Source organism: Pseudomonas sp. LBUM1676, from assembly GCF_059695605.1.
Genome location: NZ_CP166777.1, coordinates 869,056 through 888,546 on the forward strand (window position 1 = coordinate 869,056; position 19,491 = coordinate 888,546).

Below are 19,491 nucleotides of genomic sequence, written 5' to 3' on the forward strand. Positions count from 1 at the left end.
AGAATATGAGCGAGTTGTTGTCCTCAGTCAGTGAACACCTCCTGGCGCCCGGTGGCGTCACGATCGAGAGCCTGCAAGGTGTGCTCGGCGACCTGGCCGGTCCGGGCATCGATGCGGCCGACCTGTACTTCCAGGGGCAGATTTCCGAGTCCTGGGCGCTGGAAGACGGGATCGTCAAGGAAGGCAGCTTCAACCTTGACCAAGGCGTCGGAGTGCGGGCGCAATCGGGTGAAAAAACCGGGTTTGCCTACAGCAATGCCATCACGCTGGAAGCCTTGGGCGCGGCGGCTCGCGCGGCTCGCTCGATCTCCCGTGCCGGGCAGAACGGCAGCGTACAGGCCTTCACCACGCAGGACGTTGCCCAGTTGTATGGGCCGGACAACCCGCTGGAAGTGCTGACCCGCGCCGAGAAAGTCGAATTGCTCAAGCGCATCGATGTCGCGACCCGCGCCCTCGATCCACGTATCCAGCAAGTGACCGTGAGCATGGCCGGTGTATGGGAGCGCATCCTGGTGGCTTCCACCGACGGCGGCCTGGCGGCGGATGTGCGGCCGCTGGTGCGTTTCAATGTCAGTGTGATCGTCGAGCAGAACGGTCGCCGTGAGCGCGGCGGTCATGGTGGTGGCGGTCGTACCGATTACCGTTATTTCCTCGCCGAAGACCGGGCCATGAGCTATGCCCGTGAGGCGCTGCGTCAGGCGCTGGTCAATCTTGAAGCCATTCCGGCACCGGCCGGTACGTTGCCGGTGGTGTTGGGCTCGGGCTGGTCCGGCGTGCTGTTGCACGAAGCGGTCGGTCACGGCCTGGAAGGCGACTTCAACCGCAAGGGCAGCTCCGCCTACAGCGGGCGCATGGGCGAGATGGTTGCGTCCAAGCTGTGCACCATCGTCGATGACGGCACGCTGGCCGGTCGCCGCGGTTCCCTGAATGTCGACGATGAAGGCACCCAGACCGAATGCACCACGCTGATCGAAAACGGCGTGCTCAAGGGTTATATGCAGGACAAGCTCAATGCGCGCCTGATGGGCGTGGCCCGCACCGGTAACGGCCGTCGTGAATCCTACGCGCACCTGCCGATGCCGCGCATGACCAATACCTACATGCTGGCGGGCGAAAGTGATCCGGCAGAAATCATCGCCTCGGTGAAGAAGGGCATCTACTGCGCCAACCTTGGCGGCGGTCAGGTGGACATCACCAGCGGCAAGTTCGTGTTCTCCACCAGCGAGGCGTACCTGATCGAAGACGGCAAGATCACCGCCCCGGTCAAAGGCGCGACCCTGATCGGCAACGGACCGGAAGCCATGAGCAAGGTGTCGATGGTCGGTAACGATCTGGCGCTGGACAGCGGAGTGGGGACGTGTGGCAAGGATGGGCAGTCGGTGCCGGTGGGTGTCGGCCAGCCAACGCTGAAAATCGATGCGATCACTGTGGGTGGCACAGGATCATGATGGATGGAGCTTCGGGTGAGCCGCTTGGCGACTCACCCGATTCGGGAATCAACGCAGACCGCGTTGAGTCTCGTCCAGCTCACGGATGTACTTGAAGATTTTACGGCTCGATGCCGGTGGCTTGTTGGTCGCCAGTTCGTGCTGGGCCTGACGGATCAGGGAGCGCAATTGCTGACGATCAGCCTCCGGGTAGTCGAGCACGAACTTCTCCAGGACGCCGTCGTCGCCCGCGATCAAGCGATCGCGCCAGCGTTCCAGGCCATGGAAACGTTCGTTGTACTGCCGAGTGGAGGCATCGAGTTGATCGAGCAGAGTCAGAATGGCGTCAGTGTCCTGGTCGCGCATCAGTTTGCCGATGAACATGAGGTGCCGTTTACGCGCGATATTCGCGGTGTGCTTGGGGGCATCGGCCAGTGCCCGGCGCATAGCGTCGGTCAACGGCAGTTTTGCCAGCAAGTCAGGCTTGAGCGTTGTAAGGCGCTCGCCGAGGTCAACCAGAGCATGCAGCTCGCGTTTAACCTGGGATTTGCTTTTTTCTCCCGTATCGAGGGAGTCGTCGTAAGAATCAACCATGGTGGCCGTCCGCAAAGAAACGCCGCCATGATAACCAGTCGGGGGCCACTTGTCCGGCCCGGTCGCTCGAAGGCCCCAGCCGAAAGCAGAATTTGAGTGGAGAACAGCATGAGTGCAGTTGAAAGCGTCGGCCCACAAGCGTTGCCGGCACTGCAAGAACAAGTCGAGCAGATCATCGCTGAAGCCAAGCGTCAGGGTGCCAGCGCCTGTGAAGTGGCGGTGTCCCTGGAGCAGGGCCTGTCCACGACCGTGCGCCAGCGTGAAGTCGAAACCGTCGAATTCAACCGCGATCAGGGCTTTGGCATCACCTTGTATGTCGGCCAGCGCAAGGGTTCGGCGAGTACGTCGGCCAGTGGCCCCGAGGCGATTCGCGAGACCGTCGCTGCCGCACTGGCCATCGCCAAACACACCTCGGAAGACGAAGCTGCCGGCCTGGCCGATGCCGCGCTGATGGCCAAGGATCTGCAGGATTTCGACCTGTTCCACCAGTGGGACATCACCCCGGAACAAGCCATCGAGATGGCCTTGACCTGTGAAGCGGCCGCGTTTGCCGCCGACAGCCGGATCAAGAACGCCGACGGCACCACCCTCAGCACCCACCAGGGCTGCCGCGTCTACGGCAACAGCCACGGTTTCGTCGGCGGTTATGCGTCGACCCGTCACAGCCTGAGCTGCGTCATGATCGCCGAGGCCGACGGCCAGATGCAGCGCGATTACTGGTATGACGTGAACCGACAGGGCAGCTTGCTGGCCGACCCGCTGAGCATTGGCCAGCGCGCCGCGCAACGGGCAGCGAGCCGTCTCGGCGCACGTCCGGTACCGACCTGCGAAGTGCCAGTGCTGTTTTCCGCAGAACTGGCCGGTGGTTTGTTCGGCAGCTTCCTGTCGGCGATTTCCGGTGGCAGCCTCTATCGCAAATCGTCCTTCCTCGAGGGCACGCTGGGGCAGAAACTGTTCCCGGAATGGCTGACCATCGATGAGCGTCCGCACTTGATGCAGGCCATGGGCAGTGCTGCGTTCGATGGCGACGGTTTGGCGACCTATGCCAAGCCGTTCGTCGAAAAAGGCGAGCTGGTGTCCTACATCCTCGGCACCTATTCCGGTCGCAAGCTCGGGATGCCGAGCACCGCCAACGCCGGCGGCGTGCACAACCTGTTCGTCACCCACGGCGACGAAGACCAGGCCGCCTTGCTACGCCGGATGGGCCGCGGCCTGCTGGTGACCGAACTGATGGGGCAGGGGCTGAACATGGTCACCGGTGATTACTCCCGTGGCGCGGCGGGTTATTGGGTCGAAAACGGCGAAATCCAGTTCGCGGTCCAGGAAGTGACCATCGCCGGCAACATGCGCGACATGTTCAAGCAGATCATTGCCGTGGGGAATGACCTGGAGCTGCGCAGCAACATCCGCACCGGGTCTGTGTTGATCGAGCGGATGACGGTGGCGGGCAGCTGACGCAAACTGCTACACCAAAGGCGCGCCACCCAATCGGGTGGTGCGCCTTTTTTATGCGTCCTACATCGATCCCCTGTGGGAGCGAGCTTGCTCGCGATAGCGGTGTGTCAGACGACACACATGATGAATGTTCGGCCGCCATCGCGAGCAAGCTCGCTCCCACAGTTTTAGATCTCGCTTACATCGCCGGGGTTGTTTTGCTTCTCATTATCATCTAATAATAAATCTCATTACCGAATGAGCCCGGATCATGAGTTCTGCCTTGCACGAGCAGCCTTACCTCGAAAGCTGGCGCTGGATGAGTCGCCAGATCCGTTGCGCTATGGATCCCGACGAACCGCGCCTGATCGAACATTACCTGGCCGAAGGCCGGTATCTGGCGTGTTGCACGGCAACCTCACCCTGGACCATCGCCGAAACTTCCTTCCGTTTACTGCTCGACACCGCCGCCGACGTCGCGCTGCCGTGGCACTGGCGCACCTGTTGCCTGGACCAGGCCTGGCGTCCGCTGCGGGAGCTGGAGCGCCTTTCCCTGTGTAAATGCCGCCTCAAGCGCTGGCAAAGCTACACCTGGCAACTGGCGACCTGCGAGTTGCAACCCTCGATTCCTCTCATAGAACTGGTGCAAGGATTTTCAGATGACCAAGACACGTATTGAGCGCGACAGCATGGGTGAACTCCAGGTCCCGCAAGACGCCCTCTACGGCGCACAGACCCAACGTGCGGTGGATAACTTCCCGATCAGCGGCAAACCTTTGCCGGTGCAGTTCATCCGTGCGCTGATCCTGGCCAAGGCCGCCGCTGCGCGGGCCAACGTCGAGCTCAAGCAAATCAGCGAGTCCCAGGGCAAAGCCATCGTCGATGCGGCTCAAGGCCTGCTCGAAGGCGACTTCATGCAGCACTTCCCGGTGGACATCTTCCAGACCGGCTCCGGCACCAGCTCCAACATGAACGCCAACGAAGTGATTGCCACCCTGGCCAGCCGCCTGCTCGGCGAGCCGGTGAACCCCAACGATCACGTCAATTGCGGCCAGAGCAGCAACGACATCATCCCGACCACCATCCATGTCAGCGCTGCGCTGGCGTTGCATGAGCAATTGCTGCCGGCGCTGGTGCATCTTGTGCAGGTGATCGAACGCAAGGCCGAGGAGGTTCATCACCACGTCAAGACCGGGCGCACGCACCTGATGGATGCCATGCCCGTGCGTATGAGCCAGGTGCTGAACGGTTGGGCGCAACAGCTCAAGGCCAACATCAGTCATTTGCAGGATTTGCTGCCGAGCCTGCAATCCCTGGCTCAGGGCGGCACGGCGGTGGGCACCGGAATCAACGCACACCCCGAGTTTGCGGCGCGTTTCAGTCAACAACTGACCCAGCTGACCCAGGTGCAGTTCACGCCGGGCAAGGATCTGTTCGCGCTCATTGGTTCTCAGGACACCGCCGTTGCTGTCTCCGGGCAGCTTAAAGCCACAGCGGTCTCGCTGATGAAAATCGCCAACGATCTGCGCTGGATGAACTCAGGCCCTCTGGCAGGTCTGGGAGAGATTGAACTCGAAGCCTTGCAGCCGGGCTCTTCGATCATGCCGGGCAAGGTCAATCCGGTGATCCCGGAAGCCACCGCCATGGTCGCCGCCCAAGTCATCGGCAACGACACGGTCATTACCATCGCCGGTCAGTCGGGTAATTTCGAACTGAACGTGATGCTGCCGATCATCGCCCAAAACCTGCTGAGCAGTATCGAATTGCTGGCCAACTCCAGCCGTCTGCTGGGGGACAAGGCCATCGCCGGTTTCAAGGTCAACGAAGCCCGGATCAAGGAAGCGCTGTCGCGCAACCCGATCCTGGTCACTGCGCTCAACCCGATCATTGGTTACCAGAAAGCCGCTGAAATCGCCAAGAAGGCTTATCAGCAGGGCCGCCCGGTGATCGACGTCGCCCTGGAGCACACCGACCTCACTCGCAGCCAGCTTGAGGTTTTGCTTAACCCGGAAAAACTCACCGCGGGCGGCGTGTAATCACCGCTACCGCTTTGGAGGCTCACCATGGAGCACTGGAAACGCACGATCGAAAGAGCAAATCGCTGTTTCATGCTGGGCGAACTGGTCGATGCCCGCGAAGCTTACTTGCAGGCATTGGCCCTGGCCCAGGTGTTGTTCGAGCGCTGGGCGGATGCCGATGAAGCGGTCGCGGCTTGCGTGATTTCCCACCACAACCTGGCAGACCTGCATCTGCGCCTGAACCAGCCGGAAGAGAGCGCCGAGTATTTGTGCGCCATCCACCAACGGTTGCTGCAGACCATGCAAGACCAGCGCCTGGCGCCGGCTCTTCGTGAGGCGGCCTTGCGCCAGAGCAGCAAGACCTACGTTGAATTGCTGAATTTCATCAGCGAACACGGCGAGTACCCGCGCACTCATCGTTTGCTGCACATGGATGCCGCCTCGCCTGCGCCCCTACATCATGGAGTCCATTGAACATGGCTTTTACCCTGCCTGCCTTGCCTTACGCCTACGATGCCCTGGAACCGCACATCGATGCGCAGACCATGGAGATCCACTACACCAGGCACCACCAGACTTACATCAACAACCTCAATGCCGCGGTGGAAGGCACCGAGTTTGCCGAGTGGCCGGTGGAGAAACTGGTGGCAAGCGTTCAGCAGCTACCGGAAAAACTCCGTGCCGCAGTAATCAATCAGGGTGGCGGCCATGCCAACCATTCGCTGTTCTGGGAAGTGATGGCGCCCCAGGGCGGCGGCAAACCCGAAGGTGCGCTGGCTGAGGCAATCGATGCGCAACTGGGTGGCCTGGACAGTTTCAAAGAGGCGTTCACCAAAGCTGCACTGACCCGTTTCGGCAGCGGTTGGGCCTGGCTCAGTGTCACGCCGCAAAAGACGCTGGTCGTTGAAAGCAGCGGCAATCAGGACAGTCCGTTGATGGGCGGTAATACGCCCATCCTCGGCCTCGATGTCTGGGAGCATGCTTATTACCTGCAGTATCAGAACCGCCGACCGGAATACATCAGTGCGTTCTACAACGTGATCAATTGGCCTGAAGTTACCGCGCGCTATCAGGCTGCGTTGGCTTGAGTCTTCTATAAAAACCATCCAAGGCTGATTATGGGCACTGAAACACTGGCGATCGGAAGTGGACGAATGTTTCGTTACGCGTTGGGATCGCTGTTACTGTTGGCGGGCATGACGCTGTTGGTCGCCCATGGGCTGGCGTGGCTGGACCTCGAACCGAAACTGTCGCGCGCACTGCAAGGCGGGGCGATATGCGCCTTGGGCACTGCCTTGGGGGCGGTTCCCGTGCTGGTTATTCGACGGATGCCCCAGGCAGTCAGCGACAGCTTGCTCGGCTTCGGGGCGGGGGTCATGCTCGCGGCGACGGCGTTTTCGCTGATCGTCCCGGGTATCTCCGCTGCGGAAAACCTGGGGCTGACGCCTTGGGCGGCCAGCGGCCTGATCAGCTTCGGTATCCTGCTCGGCGCATTCGGGCTGTTTCTGGTGGATCGAAAGGTGTCCGGCGCTTCGCCGGAAATGCTCGTCGGAACGCTGGAACGACCAGTCATTCCGCCACGGATCTGGCTGTTTGTGTTTGCCATCATTGCCCATAACATTCCCGAAGGCATGGCGGTGGGCGTCTCGGCCGGAGGCGGCATGCCGGATGCCGACAGCCTGGCCATGGGCATTGCCTTGCAGGATGTGCCGGAAGGATTGGTGATTGCGTTGGTGTTGGTCGGGGCAGGGATGTCGCGGATCAAGGCATTCCTGATCGGCGCGGCGTCAGGGTTGGTCGAGCCGGTCTTCGCGCTGTTGTGCGCCTGGCTGGTCAGTCTGGCCGAGCTGCTGTTGCCTTTGGGGTTGGCACTGGCGGCTGGGGCCATGCTGTTGGTGGTCACGCATGAAGTCATTCCCGAGTCGCGTCGCCATGGTCATGACAAGCTGGCCAGTCTCGGGTTGCTGGTCGGGTTTTGTTTGATGATGGTGATGGATACCGCGCTGGCTTGAAATGAGGCTTTTTATTCGCCTTCGTCAAAGTAGTTGTTGATCAACGTCACCAGCGCATCCAGCGCTTCCTGTTCCTGCTCGCCTTGCGTGCTCAAATGAATTTTGGTGCCCTTGCCCGCAGCCAGCATCATCATGGCCATGATGCTTTTGCCGTCGACCGTTGATTCCGGCGTACGTCCCACCCTGATCGAGCAATCCTTGAATTGACCGGCAACCCCGACAAATTTTGCAGAAGCGCGAGCGTGCAGGCCCAGCTTGTTGATGATTTCGATTTCCAGAGCAGGCATCGCGATGTGAATCCTTTAGCTGAGGTCGCGGTGGCGGACCTGGACGTTCTTCAGGGTTTTTTGCAGGACCTGACCCAGACGTTCGGTCAGGTAGACGGAGCGGTGATGTCCGCCGGTGCAGCCAATGGCGATAGTGACATAAGCGCGATTGCTGGCCGCAAAGCGGGGCAGCCACTTGAGCAGGTAAGTGCTAATGTCTTGGAACATTTCCTCGACGTCCGGTTGTGACGCCAGGTAATCGGCAACCGGTTTATCGAGACCGGATTGCTCGCGCAACTCCGGCTTCCAGTAAGGGTTCGGCAGGCAGCGTACGTCGAACACCAGATCGGCGTCCACCGGCATGCCCCGCTTGAATCCGAAGGACTCCACCAAAAACGCGGTACCGGGCTCCGGCTGGTTCAGCAGGCGCAACTTGATGGTATCGCGCAGCTGATACAGGTTCAGGTTGGTGGTGTTGACCTTGAGATCGGCGAGGTCGGCAATTGGCCCGAGCAGCATGCTCTCGTCGCTGATCGCTTCCGCCAGCGAACGATTGGCATTGCTCAGCGGATGGCGCCGGCGGGTTTCCGAGAAACGTTTGAGCAAGGTTTCTTCGTCGGCGTCCAGATACAGCACATCGCACTGGATGTGCCGACTGCGAACTTCCTCCAACAGCTCGGGGAAACGCGACAGGTGACTCGGCAAGTTGCGCGCGTCGATGGACACGGCAACCAGCGGCTGGGCCAGCTCGGTGTGGATCAGCGCGCGCTCGGCGAGTTCCGGCAGGAGCCCGGCAGGCAGGTTGTCGATGCAGTAGAAGCCGTTGTCCTCGAGAACATCGAGCGCGGTACTTTTACCTGAGCCTGAGCGGCCACTGACGATGATCAAGCGCATGATTACTGACCGTTTTGCTCGTCCAGGACAACCTGATACAAGGCTTCATTGCTCGGGGCGCTGCGCAGTTTTTCACGCACTTCCTTGCGGTCGAGCATGCTGGCGATCTGGCGCAACAGCTCCAGGTGCGCATCGGTAGCGGCTTGCGGGACCAGCAGAACGAACAGCAGGTCAACCGGGGCACCGTCGATGGCGTCGAAATCGATGGGGGCGTCCAAGTGCATCAAGGCACTGACGGGCGTAGTGCAGCCCTTGAGGCGACAGTGAGGGATGGCGATGCCGTTGCCAAAACCGGTCGAGCCGAGTTTTTCACGGGCAATCAGAGCCTCAAAGACGTCTTGCATCTCCAGATCCGGTACTTCGCGGTGGATCAGGTTGGCAATTTGTTCGAGGGCTTTCTTTTTACTGCCGCCCGGCACGTTCACGAGGGAACGGCCGGGGGTCAGGATGGTTTCAAGTCGGATCATGAGTTGGGAGTGTTAACGACCGGTTGCGCCCTGGAGGAGGCTCTGGGTCTTTTCCTTATGCTTTTTGAGTTGGCGATCCAGCTTGTCGGTCAGCAGGTCGATCGCGGCATACATGTCAGTATGCTCAGCGTTGGCGACCACTTCTCCGCCGGGGATATGCAGCGTGGCTTCGATTTTCTGCAGCAGCTTTTCGACGTTCATCGTGACTTGCACGTTGGTTATCTTGTCGAAGTGCCTCTCCAATCGGTCGAGTTTTTCGCCGATGTAGGTGCGCAGAGGTTCGGTCACTTCCAGTTGGTGTCCACTGATGTTGACTTGCATACAGCTTCTCCTTCGTTGCCAGTGCATAAAGCGGTAGACCCGATGATCTACCACTGGAACGCTGTGGCGTGGCTCTACATCAACCGCTTGCGTTCGCTCGAAGGCGCGATCCCGAGGGATTCGCGGTATTTGGCGACGGTGCGGCGAGCCACCTGAATGCCTTGTGCCTCCAGTAAACCAGCGATCTTGCTGTCACTCAACGGCTTTTTCTGATTTTCCGCCGCAACCAGTTTTTTGATGATCGCGCGGATCGCCGTTGACGAGCATTCGCCGCCTTCGGAGGTGCTGACGTGGCTGGAAAAAAAGTATTTCAACTCATAGATGCCCCGAGGGGTATGCATGAATTTCTGTGTGGTCACTCGTGAAATCGTCGATTCGTGCATACCCACCGCTTCAGCGATGTCATGCAGCACCAGCGGTTTCATGGCTTCGTCGCCGTACTCCAGGAAGCCGCGCTGATGCTCGACGATCTGGGTGGCCACTTTCATCAGGGTTTCGTTGCGGCTTTGCAGGCTCTTGATGAACCAGCGGGCCTCTTGCAACTGATTGCGCATGAAGGTGTTGTCGGCACTGGTGTCGGCACGGCGCACGAAGCCGGCGTATTGGGCATTGACCCGCAGCCGTGGCACCGATTCCTGATTGAGCTCCACCAGCCAGCGCTCGTTGTCCTTGCGCACGATGACATCGGGGACGACGTACTCGGCTTCACTGGACTCGATCTGCGAGCCAGGACGCGGGTTGAGGCTCTGGACCAGTTCGATCACCTGGCGCAGCTCATCTTCCTTGAGCTTCATGCGACGCATCAGCTGGCTGTAGTCGCGGCTGCCGAGCAGATCGATGTAGTCGGTGACCAGGCGCTTGGCCTCGGCCAGCCAAGGGGTCTTGGCGGGCAACTGGCGCAATTGCAGGAGCAGGCATTCGCCCAGGTTGCGGGCGGCGATGCCGGCCGGTTCGAATTGCTGGATGCGATGCAGGACGGCTTCTATTTCGTCGAGTTCGATGTCCAGTTCCGGGTCGAAGGCTTCGAGAATTTCCTCGAGGGTTTCGTCCAGGTAGCCCTGATTGTTGATGCAATCGATCAGGGTCACGGCGATCAGGCGATCGGTGTCGGACATCGGCGCCAGGTTCAGTTGCCAAAGCAGATGGCTTTGCAGGCTTTCACCGGCCGATGTACGGGTGGTGAAATCCCACTCGTCGTCATCGTTGCTCGGCAGGCTGCTGGCGCTGGTCTGGTAAACGTCTTCCCACGCGGTATCGACGGGCAGTTCGTTGGGAATGCGCTCGTTCCAGTCGCCTTCCTCGAGGTTATCCACCGTCGGGGCGGTTTCCTGGTAAGAGGGTTCCGAAACGTCGGCGTTGGGTTGCTGTTCGGCTTTGTCGGCCAAGGGGTCGGCATTATCGAAGTCGTCGCCTTCTTCCTGGCGTTCGAGCATCGGATTGGACTCCAGGGCCTCCTGGATTTCCTGTTGCAGGTCCAGGGTCGACAATTGGAGCAGGCGGATGGCCTGTTGCAGCTGCGGTGTCATCGTCAGCTGCTGGCCCATTCTCAGGACTAGCGATGGTTTCATGGCAGGGGCTTAACACCTTATTCGCCGGCGCACATGCGCCATCCACTACAGGGCGCCGAAGCGCCAAACATAAGCAAATTATATGCCCGAAACTTTAGCGTTTGCCTAGAGCGCTGTAACAATAAAAAAGTGTTGATTTTTTATCGAGACAAGCGCTTGAGCGACAAGCTGGACACCTCAGCGCTTACAGGCGGAACTCATGGCCCAGATACACTTCCTTGACCAGTTCGTTGGCCAGGATGGTGGCAGAATCGCCTTCGGCGATCAGTTGGCCATCGTTGACGATGTACGCGGTTTCGCAGATATCCAGGGTTTCGCGGACGTTGTGGTCGGTGATCAACACACCGATGCCCTTGGCCTTGAGGTGATGGATGATCTGTTTGATGTCACCCACCGAAATCGGGTCCACGCCGGCGAAAGGTTCGTCGAGGAGGATGAATTTCGGGTTGGTCGCCAGTGCGCGGGCGATTTCCACCCGGCGGCGTTCACCACCGGACAGGCTCATACCGAGGTTGTCGCGGATGTGGTGGATGTGGAATTCCTGCAGCAGGCTTTCCAGCTCTTTGCGGCGGCCGGCCTTGTCGAGTTCCTTGCGGGTCTCGAGAATCGCCATGATGTTATCGGCCACCGAGAGTTTGCGGAAGATCGACGCTTCTTGCGGCAAATAGCCGATACCAGCCTTCGCGCGACCGTGCATCGGCTGGTGGCTGACATCCAGGTCGTCGATCAGTACACGACCCTGATCGGCCTGCACCAGCCCGACAATCATGTAGAAACAGGTGGTTTTGCCGGCGCCGTTAGGGCCAAGCAAGCCGACGATCTGACCGCTGTCGATGGACAGGCTGACGTCGCGCACGACCTGACGGCTCTTGTAGCTCTTGGCCAGATGCTGAGCTTTCAGAGTTGCCATTACGGGGCCTTTTGCTCGTCGGATTTCTTCTTCGGCTGGATCACCATGTCGACGCGCGGACGTTGTTCGGTGACTTTGGTGCCTGTGGCGCGGCCGGCGTTAGCCAGTTTCTTGACCGTGTCGTAGACGATTTTCTCGCCTTGGGTGACGTTGCCATCCTTGTCGATGACTTTGGCGCGGTCGATCAGCACGACGCGGTCTTGCGAGGCGTGGTACTGGATCGTGACGCCGTAACCCTGAACCGGCTTGGAATCGCCGGCCGTCTGCATCTGCTCGAAGTAGGCCAGGTTGCCGATCGAGGTCACCACGTCTATGTCGCCATCGGCGGTGCGGGTGATGGTCACGGTGTTGCCGGTGACCTTCATCGAGCCTTGGGTGATGATCACATCACCCTTGTAGGTGGCGATACCTTGCTTGTCGTCCAGTTGGGCGTCGTCGGCCTGAATGCGGATAGGCTGATTTCTATCGTCCGGCAGAGCCCAGGCGCTCACGCTTCCCAGTGCTGCGCCCAGACTGAGCAAAATAGGGAGGGTTTTAACGAGCCTCATACTGTCCTCTTACGTTCGATAGCAGGTGTATCCTGCTTTCTTTCAAATACGCTTTCATGCCCTTGCCGGTCGACACGCCACCAGCGCCGTCGATTCTAACGGGTTGCTCGGTCTGCGCATATTGCTGCTCAGGGAACACGGTCATGCGACTGCTGGTAATAATGGTCGTACGCTTTTTTTCGTCGGTTCGGGCGATACGTACCGAGTCGATCAGTTCGACTTCGGTGCCACCGGAGTTGACCTCACCCCGTTCGCTCTGCACATGCCACGGGAATTCGGTACCGCGGAACATGTTCAAGTCCGGTTTGCTGACCAGCGTAACGTCGCTGGCTTTCACGTGTTCGACTTTGTCTGACGTCATGTCGTACTGCAGTTTGCCGTCCGGCAGGTACTGCACGCTATGGGTATTGGTGGCGTACCAGTCGATTTTGGTTTCATCGGCCTTGACGAGGGGCTTGTCGAGGAAACGCTCCGGACTGATGTTCCAGTAGCCGACCGCGGCAAAAAGCGCGGCGATGCAACCGAACACCAGGTATTTGCGAATCTTTTTGCTCAGCATAGTTGGCTCACAGGTACGCGGCGTTGGCCGCATCGAGACGGCCCTGGGCGCGCAGGATCAATTCGCAGAATTCGCGAGCGGCACCTTCGCCACCGCGGGCCTGGGTGATGCCGTGGGCGTGTTCACGCACGAAGCTGGCGGCACTGGCCACCGCCATGCCCAGGCCGACGCGGCGAATCACCGGCAGGTCCGGCAAGTCGTCGCCGAGGTAGGCGACCTGGTCATAGCTTAGGTCGAGTTGGGCAAGAAGCTCGTCGAGCACCACCAGTTTGTCTTCGCGACCCTGGTACAGATGTGGAATGCCGAGGTTTTTCGCCCGCCGCTCGACCACCGGGGTCTTGCGGCCGCTGATGATAGCGGTCTGCACGCCGGCGGCCATCAACATCTTGATGCCCTGGCCGTCGAGCGTGTTGAAGGTCTTGAATTCGCTGCCGTCTTCCAGGAAGTACAGGCGCCCGTCAGTCAGTACGCCGTCGACGTCGAATACCGCCAGCTTGATGTTTTTGCCGCGTTCCAGCAGATCGGTGCTCATTACATTACTCCTGCACGCAGCAGATCGGACAGGTTGAAGGCGCCGATTGGACGGTCCTCCTTGTCCACTACCACCAGTGCGTTGATTCGATGGTCTTCCATGATTTTCAGGGCTTCGGCTGCCAGCATTTCAGCGCGAGCCGTCTTGCCATGCACGGTCATGACCTGGTCGATGGTGGCGTGATGGATGTCGATGGCACGGTCCAGGGTGCGGCGCAAATCGCCGTCGGTGAAGATCCCGGCCAGTTTACCATCGGCCTCCAGGATCACGGTCATGCCCAGACCTTTGCGGGTCATTTCCATCAGCGCGTCCTTGAGCAGGGTGCCGCGCTGGACCTGCGGCAGCTCTTGCCCGGCGTGCATGACGTTTTCCACTTTCAACAGCAGGCGTCGGCCCAGTGCGCCGCCGGGGTGGGAAAAGGCGAAATCTTCAGCGGTAAAACCACGGGCTTCGAGCAGTGCAACGGCCAGGGCGTCGCCCATGACCAGCGCCGCGGTGGTCGATGACGTCGGCGCCAGGTTCAGCGGGCAGGCTTCGTGCTCGACGTTCACGTTGAGGTTGACTTCGGCAGCCTTGGCCAGCGGCGAATCGGGGTTGCCGGTCATGCTGATCAGCTGGATACCCAGGCGCTTGATCAGCGGCAGCAGGGTCACGATTTCATTGGTCGAGCCGGAATTCGACAATGCCAGGATGATGTCATCGCGGGTGATCATGCCCATGTCGCCGTGGCTGGCTTCGGCCGGATGCACGAAAAAAGCCGTGGTGCCGGTGCTGGCCAGGGTGGCGGCGATCTTATTGCCGATGTGCCCCGATTTGCCCATGCCGACCACGACCACGCGGCCCTTGCTGTTCAGAATCATCTCGCAAGCGCGTACGAAATCCGCGTCGATACGGGGCAACAAGCCTGTAACGGCTTCCAGTTCGAGGCGGATGGTGCGTTGTGCAGACTGAATCAGGTCGCTGGATTGGCTCATGTCGGAAATCGTATAGCCTGATGAAAAGGCGGCGATTATAACGGTAATGATCAAAACCCTCACGCAAGTTCGTTGCGCTTTGTCACTCCCTGTTACTTAATCCCTCCAGATACAGGCTTTTGCCCTGTCATGTTGCTGAACATGAGCCGGCGTGGGCCTTGGGCGCTTGGCCTTTGCAGTGATATAGTTCGCCGCCAGTTCGGCCTGCCCGTGGAGGTATGTGCTTTCGCAAGAAAGTCAGGCGTCCGAGTGAGAGGCTGCATCGCAAGGAGTTTAGATGAGTGCCGATAACGCCTACGCGGTCGAGCTGAAGGGACTGACCTTCAAGCGCGGTGCGCGCAGCATTTTCAATAACGTCGATATCCGTATACCACGCGGCAAGGTCACCGGCATCATGGGGCCTTCCGGGTGTGGCAAGACCACGCTGCTACGGCTGATGGGCGCACAATTGCGCCCGAGCAAGGGTGAAGTCTGGGTCAATGGCCAAAACCTGCCCAAGCTGTCGCGCAGCGACCTGTTCGATGCGCGCAAGCACATGGGTGTGCTGTTTCAGAGTGGCGCGCTGTTCACCGATCTCGACGTGTTCGAGAACGTCGCCTTTCCGCTACGGGTCCATACCGAGCTTCCGGAAGAAATGATCCGGGACATCGTCCTGCTCAAATTACAGGCCGTGGGCTTGCGTGGCGCCATCGACCTGATGCCTGACGAACTGTCCGGCGGCATGAAGCGCCGTGTCGCGCTGGCCCGGGCGATTGCCCTCGATCCGCAGATCCTCATGTACGACGAGCCTTTTGTCGGTCAGGACCCGATCGCCATGGGCGTGCTGGTGCGCCTGATCCGCCTGCTCAACGATGCGCTGGGCATCACCAGCATCGTGGTATCCCACGACCTGGCCGAGACCGCGAGCATTTCCGACTACATCTATGTGGTGGGTGACGGGCAGGTGTTGGGGCAGGGCACGCCTGATGAATTGATGAATTCCAGTGAGCCACGCATCCGTCAGTTCATGACGGGGGAACCTGACGGACCGGTCGCCTATCACTTTCCAGCGACGGATTACCGCGCAGATCTTCTGGGGAAGCGTTGATGCGCAAGATTTCACTGATAGAAAGAGTGCGCCGCTTCGGCCATTCCGGCATCGATGTGCTGGGAGTGTTCGGCCGTTCGGCGATATTCCTGTTCCATGCCCTATTCGGCCGTGGCGGCATCGGCGGCGGTTTCGGGCTGCTGGTCAAGCAGCTGCACTCGGTGGGCGTGATGTCCCTGGTGATCATCGTGGTCTCCGGGGTGTTCATCGGCATGGTGCTGGCGCTGCAAGGGTTCAACATCCTGTCCAGCTATGGATCGGAGCAGGCGGTAGGGCAGATGGTTGCGCTGACGTTGCTGCGTGAACTGGGGCCGGTGGTCACCGCATTGCTCTTCGCCGGGCGCGCAGGGTCTGCCCTGACCGCTGAAATCGGCAACATGAAGTCTACCGAGCAGCTTTCCAGCCTGGAAATGATCGGTGTCGACCCGCTCAAGTACATCATTGCCCCGCGCCTGTGGGCCGGCTTCATTTCCCTGCCGGTGCTGGCGATGATTTTCAGCGTGGTGGGTATCTGGGGTGGTTCGTGGGTGGCCGTCGACTGGCTGGGTGTCTATGAAGGCTCCTACTGGTCGAACATGCAGAACAGCGTGACCTTTGCCGACGATGTGCTCAACGGCGTCATCAAAAGCATCGTCTTCGCCTTTGTCGTGACCTGGATCGCCGTATTCCAAGGCTACGACTGCGAGCCCACTTCCGAGGGGATCAGTCGTGCCACTACCAAGACCGTGGTGTATGCCTCTTTGGCAGTCCTCGGCCTGGACTTTATTCTGACCGCCTTGATGTTTGGAGATTTCTGATGCAAAACCGCACCCTGGAAATCGGTGTCGGCCTTTTCTTGCTGGCTGGCATCCTGGCTTTGCTGTTGCTGGCGTTGCGGGTGAGTGGCCTGTCCCCGAGCGCTACGACCGATACGTATAAACTTTATGCCTATTTCGACAATATCGCCGGTTTGACGGTCAGAGCTAAAGTGACCATGGCCGGTGTAACCATCGGCAAGGTCACCGCGATCGATCTGGACCGCGACAGTTTCACCGGGAGAGTGACCATGCAGCTGGAAAAGTCCGTGGATAATCTGCCGACTGACTCCACTGCATCCATCCTGACCGCTGGCCTGTTGGGCGAGAAGTACATCGGCATCAGCGTGGGCGGCGAAGAAGGCTTGCTCAAGGATGGTGGAACCATTCACGACACCCAGTCGTCGCTGGTGCTCGAGGACCTGATCGGTAAATTCCTGCTCAATACCGTTAGCAAAGAAGCCAAATGAGGAGTTTTTGAATGATCTCTATCTTGCGACGTGGCCTGTTGATATTGCTCGCGGCCTTGCCGTTGATGGCTAACGCCGTGGCGGCGCCGTCGGCGCACGATCTGATACAGGACACGACCACCCGGTTGCTGGCCGACCTGGCTGCCAACAAAGAAAAATACAAGCAAAGCCCGAGCGAGTTCTACAACGCCCTCAACGGTATCGTCGGCCCGGTGGTCGATGCCGACGGCATCTCGCGCAGCATCATGACCGTGAAATACTCGCGCAAAGCCACGCCCGAGCAAATGCAGCGCTTCCAGGAAAACTTCAAGCGCAGCCTGATGCAGTTCTATGGCAACGCCTTGCTCGAATACAACAACCAGGGCATCACCGTTTCGCCGGCCAAGGACGAAAGCGGCACCCGGACCAGCGTCGACATGCAGGTCAAGGGCAGCAGCGGTTCGATCTATCCTGTGTCCTACACACTCGAGAAAATCAACGGCGAGTGGAAAGTGCGCAACGTGATCATCAACGGCATCAACATCGGCAAGCTGTTCCGCGATCAGTTCACTGACGCGATGCAGCGCAACGGCAACGACCTGGACAAGACCATCGATAACTGGGCCGGGGAAGTCGCCAAGGCCAAGCAAACCACCGAAAAAGCTGCCGAGAAGCAAGCTCAATGAGTGTGTCGGGCATTCGCATGAGCGAAGCCGGCGAGCTGCTGCTCAGCGGCATGCTGGACTACCGCACCGGTCCCGGCCTGCGCAAGCAGGGCCAGGCGCTGATCAAGTCCAGCAAGGCCGCTGCGCTGGTGGTCGATTGTTCGGCAGTATTGAAGTCCAGCAGTGTCGGCTTGTCGCTGTTGCTGTGCTTCATGCGTGATGCAGAGGCGGCCGGCAAGCCGCTGAGCATCCGTGGGATGCCGGAAGACATGCGTGAAATCGCTCAGGTCAGCGAATTGACCGAGCTGTTGGCGCAACCCTGAACAGCATCTATGAACAAGCCCCCCGTCAGAGTCCTGCTCCGCGGGGTTCGCAGGCGCGGGGCTTTTTTTGTATGATGTCCGACCCGCGCGCACAGGGCGCCGATTGAGGTTGAGCATGCAGGCCACCGAAGTGAAGAGCTTCCTTGAAGGAAAGCTGCCAGGAACCCTAGTAGAAGTCGAGGGCGAAGGCTGCAACTTTCAGCTGAACGTGATTAGCGATGAACTGGCGGCGTTGAGCCCGGTGAAGCGTCAGCAGCAGATCTATGCCCATTTGAACCCATGGATCACCGATGGCAGCATCCATGCGGTCACTATGAAATTTTTCAGCAGCGCGGCCTGGGCCGAGCGCACCTGAGCCCAAGGGCGTCGAGATTCTTATGGATAAATTGATAATTACCGGCGGCGTTCGTCTTGATGGCGAAATCCGCATCTCCGGGGCAAAGAACTCTGCCCTGCCGATCCTGGCTGCCACCTTGCTGTGCGATGGCCCGGTAACCGTTGCCAACCTGCCGCACCTGCACGACATCACCACCATGATCGAGCTGTTCGGTCGCATGGGCATTGAGCCGGTGATCGACGAGAAACTCAGCGTCGAAATCGACCCGCGCACCATCAAGACCCTGATCGCCCCGTACGAACTGGTTAAAACCATGCGTGCGTCGATCCTGGTGCTGGGCCCGATGGTTGCCCGTTTCGGTGAAGCCGAAGTCGCACTGCCTGGCGGTTGCGCCATCGGTTCGCGTCCGGTCGACCTGCACATCCGTGGCCTCGAAGCCATGGGTGCGGTCATCGACGTAGAAGGTGGCTACATCAAGGCCAAGGCCCCTGAGGGTGGGCTGCGCGGTGCGCACTTCTTCTTCGACACCGTCAGTGTGACCGGTACCGAGAACATCATGATGGCCGCCGCTCTGGCCAAGGGCCGCAGCGTGCTGGCAAACGCCGCTCGCGAGCCTGAGGTCATCGACCTGGCGAACTTCCTGAACGCCATGGGCGCCAAGATCACTGGCGCCGGCACCGACACCATCACCATCGATGGCGTCGAGCGTCTGCACCCGACCACCTACAAGGTGATGCCTGACCGTATCGAGACCGGCACCTATCTGGTGGCGGCGGCGGTCACCGGCGGTCGTGTGAAGGTCAAGGACACTGATCCGACCATACTCGAAGCCGTCCTGGAAAAACTCCGCGAATCGGGTGCTGAAATCACCTGCGGCGAAGACTGGATCGAGCTGAACATGCACGGCAAGCGGCCAAAAGCCGTCAACGTGCGTACCGCTCCGTACCCGGCATTCCCGACCGACATGCAGGCACAGTTCATCTCGCTCAACGCCATTGCCGAAGGCACCGGTGCCGTGATCGAGACGATCTTCGAAAACCGCTTCATGCACGTGTACGAACTGCACCGCATGGGCGCCAAGATCCAGGTCGAAGGTAACACCGCCATCGTCACCGGTACCGAGAAGCTCAAGGGCGCGCCAGTCATGGCCACCGACCTGCGTGCATCGGCCAGCCTGGTGATCTCGGCGCTGATCGCCGAAGGCGACACCCTGATCGACCGCATCTACCACATAGACCGTGGTTACGAGTGCATCGAAGAGAAGCTGCAGATGCTCGGCGCCAAGATCCGCCGCGTACCAGGCTAGTTTCGG

Annotated in this window: 25 protein-coding genes; 14 read left to right on the top strand and 11 right to left on the bottom strand. The window is 59.8% G+C overall.

Going from position 1 to position 19,491, the window contains the following annotated elements; genetic code table 11:
* Nucleotides 1–5 precede the first annotated feature (5 nt).
* A complete protein-coding gene (gene tldD / locus ACA041_RS03885) occupies nt 6–1,448 on the top strand; it encodes a metalloprotease TldD (protein WP_497439950.1) in 1,443 nt (480 codons plus the stop codon).
* Between the two features lie 48 nt (nt 1,449–1,496).
* On the opposite strand, the gene yjgA is transcribed toward tldD, so the two are convergent.
* Nucleotides 1,497–2,021: a ribosome biogenesis factor YjgA gene (yjgA, locus tag ACA041_RS03890; RefSeq protein WP_064679728.1), complete on the bottom strand. Its 525-nt coding sequence runs from the start codon at nt 2,019–2,021 to the stop codon at nt 1,497–1,499.
* 108 nt (nt 2,022–2,129) lie between these two features.
* Between yjgA and pmbA the strand changes: the two genes are divergently transcribed.
* The 6 genes from pmbA to ACA041_RS03920 all read left to right on the top strand — a co-directional run bounded on the left by pmbA (nt 2,130) and on the right by ACA041_RS03920 (nt 7,485).
* Nucleotides 2,130–3,476, top strand: coding sequence for a metalloprotease PmbA (gene pmbA, locus ACA041_RS03895; RefSeq protein WP_497439951.1), 1,347 nt, complete (start codon nt 2,130–2,132; stop codon nt 3,474–3,476).
* A 250-nt stretch (nt 3,477–3,726) separates the two neighbouring features.
* Nucleotides 3,727–4,134 carry a FagA protein gene (locus ACA041_RS03900; protein ID WP_497439952.1) on the top strand — a complete coding sequence of 136 codons (408 nt, stop codon included), beginning with the start codon at nt 3,727–3,729 and terminating at the stop codon, nt 4,132–4,134.
* The gene (locus tag ACA041_RS03905) at nt 4,115–5,491 is read left to right on the top strand and encodes a class II fumarate hydratase (RefSeq protein ID WP_497439953.1); all 1,377 of its coding nucleotides are present in this window, start codon (nt 4,115–4,117) and stop codon (nt 5,489–5,491) included. The genes ACA041_RS03900 and ACA041_RS03905 overlap by 20 nt, the downstream gene beginning before the upstream one ends.
* A gap of 27 nt (nt 5,492–5,518) precedes the next feature.
* The gene (locus ACA041_RS03910; RefSeq protein WP_497439954.1) at nt 5,519–5,947 is read left to right on the top strand and encodes a DUF2753 family protein; all 429 of its coding nucleotides are present in this window, start codon (nt 5,519–5,521) and stop codon (nt 5,945–5,947) included.
* A 2-nt stretch (nt 5,948–5,949) separates the two neighbouring features.
* On the top strand, nt 5,950–6,561 hold the full coding sequence (locus ACA041_RS03915; protein WP_497439955.1) for a superoxide dismutase: 612 nt from the start codon (nt 5,950–5,952) through the stop codon (nt 6,559–6,561).
* Nucleotides 6,562–6,591: 30 nt separating this feature from the next.
* Nucleotides 6,592–7,485, top strand: a complete 894-nt coding sequence (locus tag ACA041_RS03920; RefSeq protein ID WP_497439956.1) for a ZIP family metal transporter — start codon at nt 6,592–6,594, stop codon at nt 7,483–7,485.
* An 11-nt stretch (nt 7,486–7,496) separates the two neighbouring features.
* Here ACA041_RS03920 and ACA041_RS03925 read toward each other — a convergent pair whose 3' ends face one another.
* The 10 genes from ACA041_RS03925 to ACA041_RS03970 all read right to left on the bottom strand — a co-directional run bounded on the left by ACA041_RS03925 (nt 7,497) and on the right by ACA041_RS03970 (nt 14,524).
* Entirely contained in the window at nt 7,497–7,772 is a 276-nt protein-coding gene (locus ACA041_RS03925; protein WP_497439957.1) for an HPr family phosphocarrier protein, read from the bottom strand.
* Nucleotides 7,773–7,787: 15 nt separating this feature from the next.
* Nucleotides 7,788–8,645, bottom strand: a complete 858-nt coding sequence (gene rapZ, locus ACA041_RS03930) for an RNase adapter RapZ (RefSeq protein ID WP_497439958.1) — start codon at nt 8,643–8,645, stop codon at nt 7,788–7,790.
* 2 nt (nt 8,646–8,647) lie between these two features.
* Nucleotides 8,648–9,112 carry a PTS IIA-like nitrogen regulatory protein PtsN gene (ptsN, locus tag ACA041_RS03935; RefSeq protein ID WP_497439959.1) on the bottom strand — a complete coding sequence of 155 codons (465 nt, stop codon included), beginning with the start codon at nt 9,110–9,112 and terminating at the stop codon, nt 8,648–8,650.
* 12 nt (nt 9,113–9,124) lie between these two features.
* On the bottom strand, nt 9,125–9,433 hold the full coding sequence (hpf, locus tag ACA041_RS03940) for a ribosome hibernation-promoting factor, HPF/YfiA family (protein WP_003178005.1): 309 nt from the start codon (nt 9,431–9,433) through the stop codon (nt 9,125–9,127).
* A gap of 74 nt (nt 9,434–9,507) precedes the next feature.
* A complete protein-coding gene (locus ACA041_RS03945; protein ID WP_162439252.1) occupies nt 9,508–11,001 on the bottom strand; it encodes an RNA polymerase factor sigma-54 in 1,494 nt (497 codons plus the stop codon).
* Nucleotides 11,002–11,185: 184 nt separating this feature from the next.
* Nucleotides 11,186–11,911, bottom strand: coding sequence for an LPS export ABC transporter ATP-binding protein (gene lptB, locus ACA041_RS03950; protein WP_007901537.1), 726 nt, complete (start codon nt 11,909–11,911; stop codon nt 11,186–11,188).
* Complete coding sequence (lptA, locus tag ACA041_RS03955; protein ID WP_497439960.1) at nt 11,911–12,459, bottom strand: lipopolysaccharide transport periplasmic protein LptA; 549 nt, start codon at nt 12,457–12,459, stop codon at nt 11,911–11,913. Before lptA ends, lptB begins: the two co-directional genes overlap by 1 nt.
* A complete protein-coding gene (gene lptC, locus ACA041_RS03960; protein ID WP_497439961.1) occupies nt 12,446–13,018 on the bottom strand; it encodes an LPS export ABC transporter periplasmic protein LptC in 573 nt (190 codons plus the stop codon). Before lptC ends, lptA begins: the two co-directional genes overlap by 14 nt.
* Before the next feature lie 7 nt (nt 13,019–13,025).
* Nucleotides 13,026–13,550: a KdsC family phosphatase gene (locus ACA041_RS03965; RefSeq protein ID WP_497439962.1), complete on the bottom strand. Its 525-nt coding sequence runs from the start codon at nt 13,548–13,550 to the stop codon at nt 13,026–13,028.
* Nucleotides 13,550–14,524: a KpsF/GutQ family sugar-phosphate isomerase gene (locus ACA041_RS03970; protein WP_497439963.1), complete on the bottom strand. Its 975-nt coding sequence runs from the start codon at nt 14,522–14,524 to the stop codon at nt 13,550–13,552. The genes ACA041_RS03965 and ACA041_RS03970 overlap by 1 nt, the downstream gene beginning before the upstream one ends.
* A gap of 277 nt (nt 14,525–14,801) precedes the next feature.
* Here ACA041_RS03970 and ACA041_RS03975 point away from each other — a divergent pair, with 277 nt between their 5' ends.
* The 7 genes from ACA041_RS03975 to murA all read left to right on the top strand — a co-directional run bounded on the left by ACA041_RS03975 (nt 14,802) and on the right by murA (nt 19,485).
* The gene (locus ACA041_RS03975) at nt 14,802–15,611 is read left to right on the top strand and encodes an ATP-binding cassette domain-containing protein (RefSeq protein WP_497439964.1); all 810 of its coding nucleotides are present in this window, start codon (nt 14,802–14,804) and stop codon (nt 15,609–15,611) included.
* The gene (gene mlaE / locus ACA041_RS03980; RefSeq protein ID WP_497439965.1) at nt 15,611–16,408 is read left to right on the top strand and encodes a lipid asymmetry maintenance ABC transporter permease subunit MlaE; all 798 of its coding nucleotides are present in this window, start codon (nt 15,611–15,613) and stop codon (nt 16,406–16,408) included. Before ACA041_RS03975 ends, mlaE begins: the two co-directional genes overlap by 1 nt.
* Complete coding sequence (gene mlaD / locus ACA041_RS03985) at nt 16,408–16,875, top strand: outer membrane lipid asymmetry maintenance protein MlaD (RefSeq protein ID WP_128872999.1); 468 nt, start codon at nt 16,408–16,410, stop codon at nt 16,873–16,875. Before mlaE ends, mlaD begins: the two co-directional genes overlap by 1 nt.
* Before the next feature lie 11 nt (nt 16,876–16,886).
* Entirely contained in the window at nt 16,887–17,540 is a 654-nt protein-coding gene (locus tag ACA041_RS03990) for an MlaC/ttg2D family ABC transporter substrate-binding protein (RefSeq protein WP_497439966.1), read from the top strand.
* On the top strand, nt 17,537–17,842 hold the full coding sequence (locus tag ACA041_RS03995; RefSeq protein WP_497439967.1) for an STAS domain-containing protein: 306 nt from the start codon (nt 17,537–17,539) through the stop codon (nt 17,840–17,842). The genes ACA041_RS03990 and ACA041_RS03995 overlap by 4 nt, the downstream gene beginning before the upstream one ends.
* Before the next feature lie 115 nt (nt 17,843–17,957).
* Nucleotides 17,958–18,197, top strand: coding sequence for a BolA family protein (locus ACA041_RS04000; protein ID WP_128872996.1), 240 nt, complete (start codon nt 17,958–17,960; stop codon nt 18,195–18,197).
* A 22-nt stretch (nt 18,198–18,219) separates the two neighbouring features.
* Entirely contained in the window at nt 18,220–19,485 is a 1,266-nt protein-coding gene (gene murA / locus ACA041_RS04005) for a UDP-N-acetylglucosamine 1-carboxyvinyltransferase (protein WP_128872995.1), read from the top strand.
* Nucleotides 19,486–19,491 lie beyond the last annotated feature (6 nt).

Excerpts from the sequence above, each read along its gene's own strand:
- tldD (WP_497439950.1), top strand. The coding sequence starts at position 6 with ATGAGCGAGTTGTTGTCCTCAGTCAGTGAACACCTCCTGGCGCCCGGT.
- yjgA (WP_064679728.1), bottom strand. The coding sequence starts at position 2,021 with ATGGTTGATTCTTACGACGACTCCCTCGATACGGGAGAAAAAAGCAAA.
- pmbA (WP_497439951.1), top strand. The coding sequence starts at position 2,130 with ATGAGTGCAGTTGAAAGCGTCGGCCCACAAGCGTTGCCGGCACTGCAA.
- ACA041_RS03900 (WP_497439952.1), top strand. The coding sequence starts at position 3,727 with ATGAGTTCTGCCTTGCACGAGCAGCCTTACCTCGAAAGCTGGCGCTGG.
- ACA041_RS03905 (WP_497439953.1), top strand. The coding sequence starts at position 4,115 with ATGACCAAGACACGTATTGAGCGCGACAGCATGGGTGAACTCCAGGTC.
- ACA041_RS03910 (WP_497439954.1), top strand. The coding sequence starts at position 5,519 with ATGGAGCACTGGAAACGCACGATCGAAAGAGCAAATCGCTGTTTCATG.
- ACA041_RS03915 (WP_497439955.1), top strand. The coding sequence starts at position 5,950 with ATGGCTTTTACCCTGCCTGCCTTGCCTTACGCCTACGATGCCCTGGAA.
- ACA041_RS03920 (WP_497439956.1), top strand. The coding sequence starts at position 6,592 with ATGGGCACTGAAACACTGGCGATCGGAAGTGGACGAATGTTTCGTTAC.
- ACA041_RS03925 (WP_497439957.1), bottom strand. The coding sequence starts at position 7,772 with ATGCCTGCTCTGGAAATCGAAATCATCAACAAGCTGGGCCTGCACGCT.
- rapZ (WP_497439958.1), bottom strand. The coding sequence starts at position 8,645 with ATGCGCTTGATCATCGTCAGTGGCCGCTCAGGCTCAGGTAAAAGTACC.
- ptsN (WP_497439959.1), bottom strand. The coding sequence starts at position 9,112 with ATGATCCGACTTGAAACCATCCTGACCCCCGGCCGTTCCCTCGTGAAC.
- hpf (WP_003178005.1), bottom strand. The coding sequence starts at position 9,433 with ATGCAAGTCAACATCAGTGGACACCAACTGGAAGTGACCGAACCTCTG.
- ACA041_RS03945 (WP_162439252.1), bottom strand. The coding sequence starts at position 11,001 with ATGAAACCATCGCTAGTCCTGAGAATGGGCCAGCAGCTGACGATGACA.
- lptB (WP_007901537.1), bottom strand. The coding sequence starts at position 11,911 with ATGGCAACTCTGAAAGCTCAGCATCTGGCCAAGAGCTACAAGAGCCGT.
- lptA (WP_497439960.1), bottom strand. The coding sequence starts at position 12,459 with ATGAGGCTCGTTAAAACCCTCCCTATTTTGCTCAGTCTGGGCGCAGCA.
- lptC (WP_497439961.1), bottom strand. The coding sequence starts at position 13,018 with ATGCTGAGCAAAAAGATTCGCAAATACCTGGTGTTCGGTTGCATCGCC.
- ACA041_RS03965 (WP_497439962.1), bottom strand. The coding sequence starts at position 13,550 with ATGAGCACCGATCTGCTGGAACGCGGCAAAAACATCAAGCTGGCGGTA.
- ACA041_RS03970 (WP_497439963.1), bottom strand. The coding sequence starts at position 14,524 with ATGAGCCAATCCAGCGACCTGATTCAGTCTGCACAACGCACCATCCGC.
- ACA041_RS03975 (WP_497439964.1), top strand. The coding sequence starts at position 14,802 with ATGAGTGCCGATAACGCCTACGCGGTCGAGCTGAAGGGACTGACCTTC.
- mlaE (WP_497439965.1), top strand. The coding sequence starts at position 15,611 with ATGCGCAAGATTTCACTGATAGAAAGAGTGCGCCGCTTCGGCCATTCC.
- mlaD (WP_128872999.1), top strand. The coding sequence starts at position 16,408 with ATGCAAAACCGCACCCTGGAAATCGGTGTCGGCCTTTTCTTGCTGGCT.
- ACA041_RS03990 (WP_497439966.1), top strand. The coding sequence starts at position 16,887 with ATGATCTCTATCTTGCGACGTGGCCTGTTGATATTGCTCGCGGCCTTG.
- ACA041_RS03995 (WP_497439967.1), top strand. The coding sequence starts at position 17,537 with ATGAGTGTGTCGGGCATTCGCATGAGCGAAGCCGGCGAGCTGCTGCTC.
- ACA041_RS04000 (WP_128872996.1), top strand. The coding sequence starts at position 17,958 with ATGCAGGCCACCGAAGTGAAGAGCTTCCTTGAAGGAAAGCTGCCAGGA.
- murA (WP_128872995.1), top strand. The coding sequence starts at position 18,220 with ATGGATAAATTGATAATTACCGGCGGCGTTCGTCTTGATGGCGAAATC.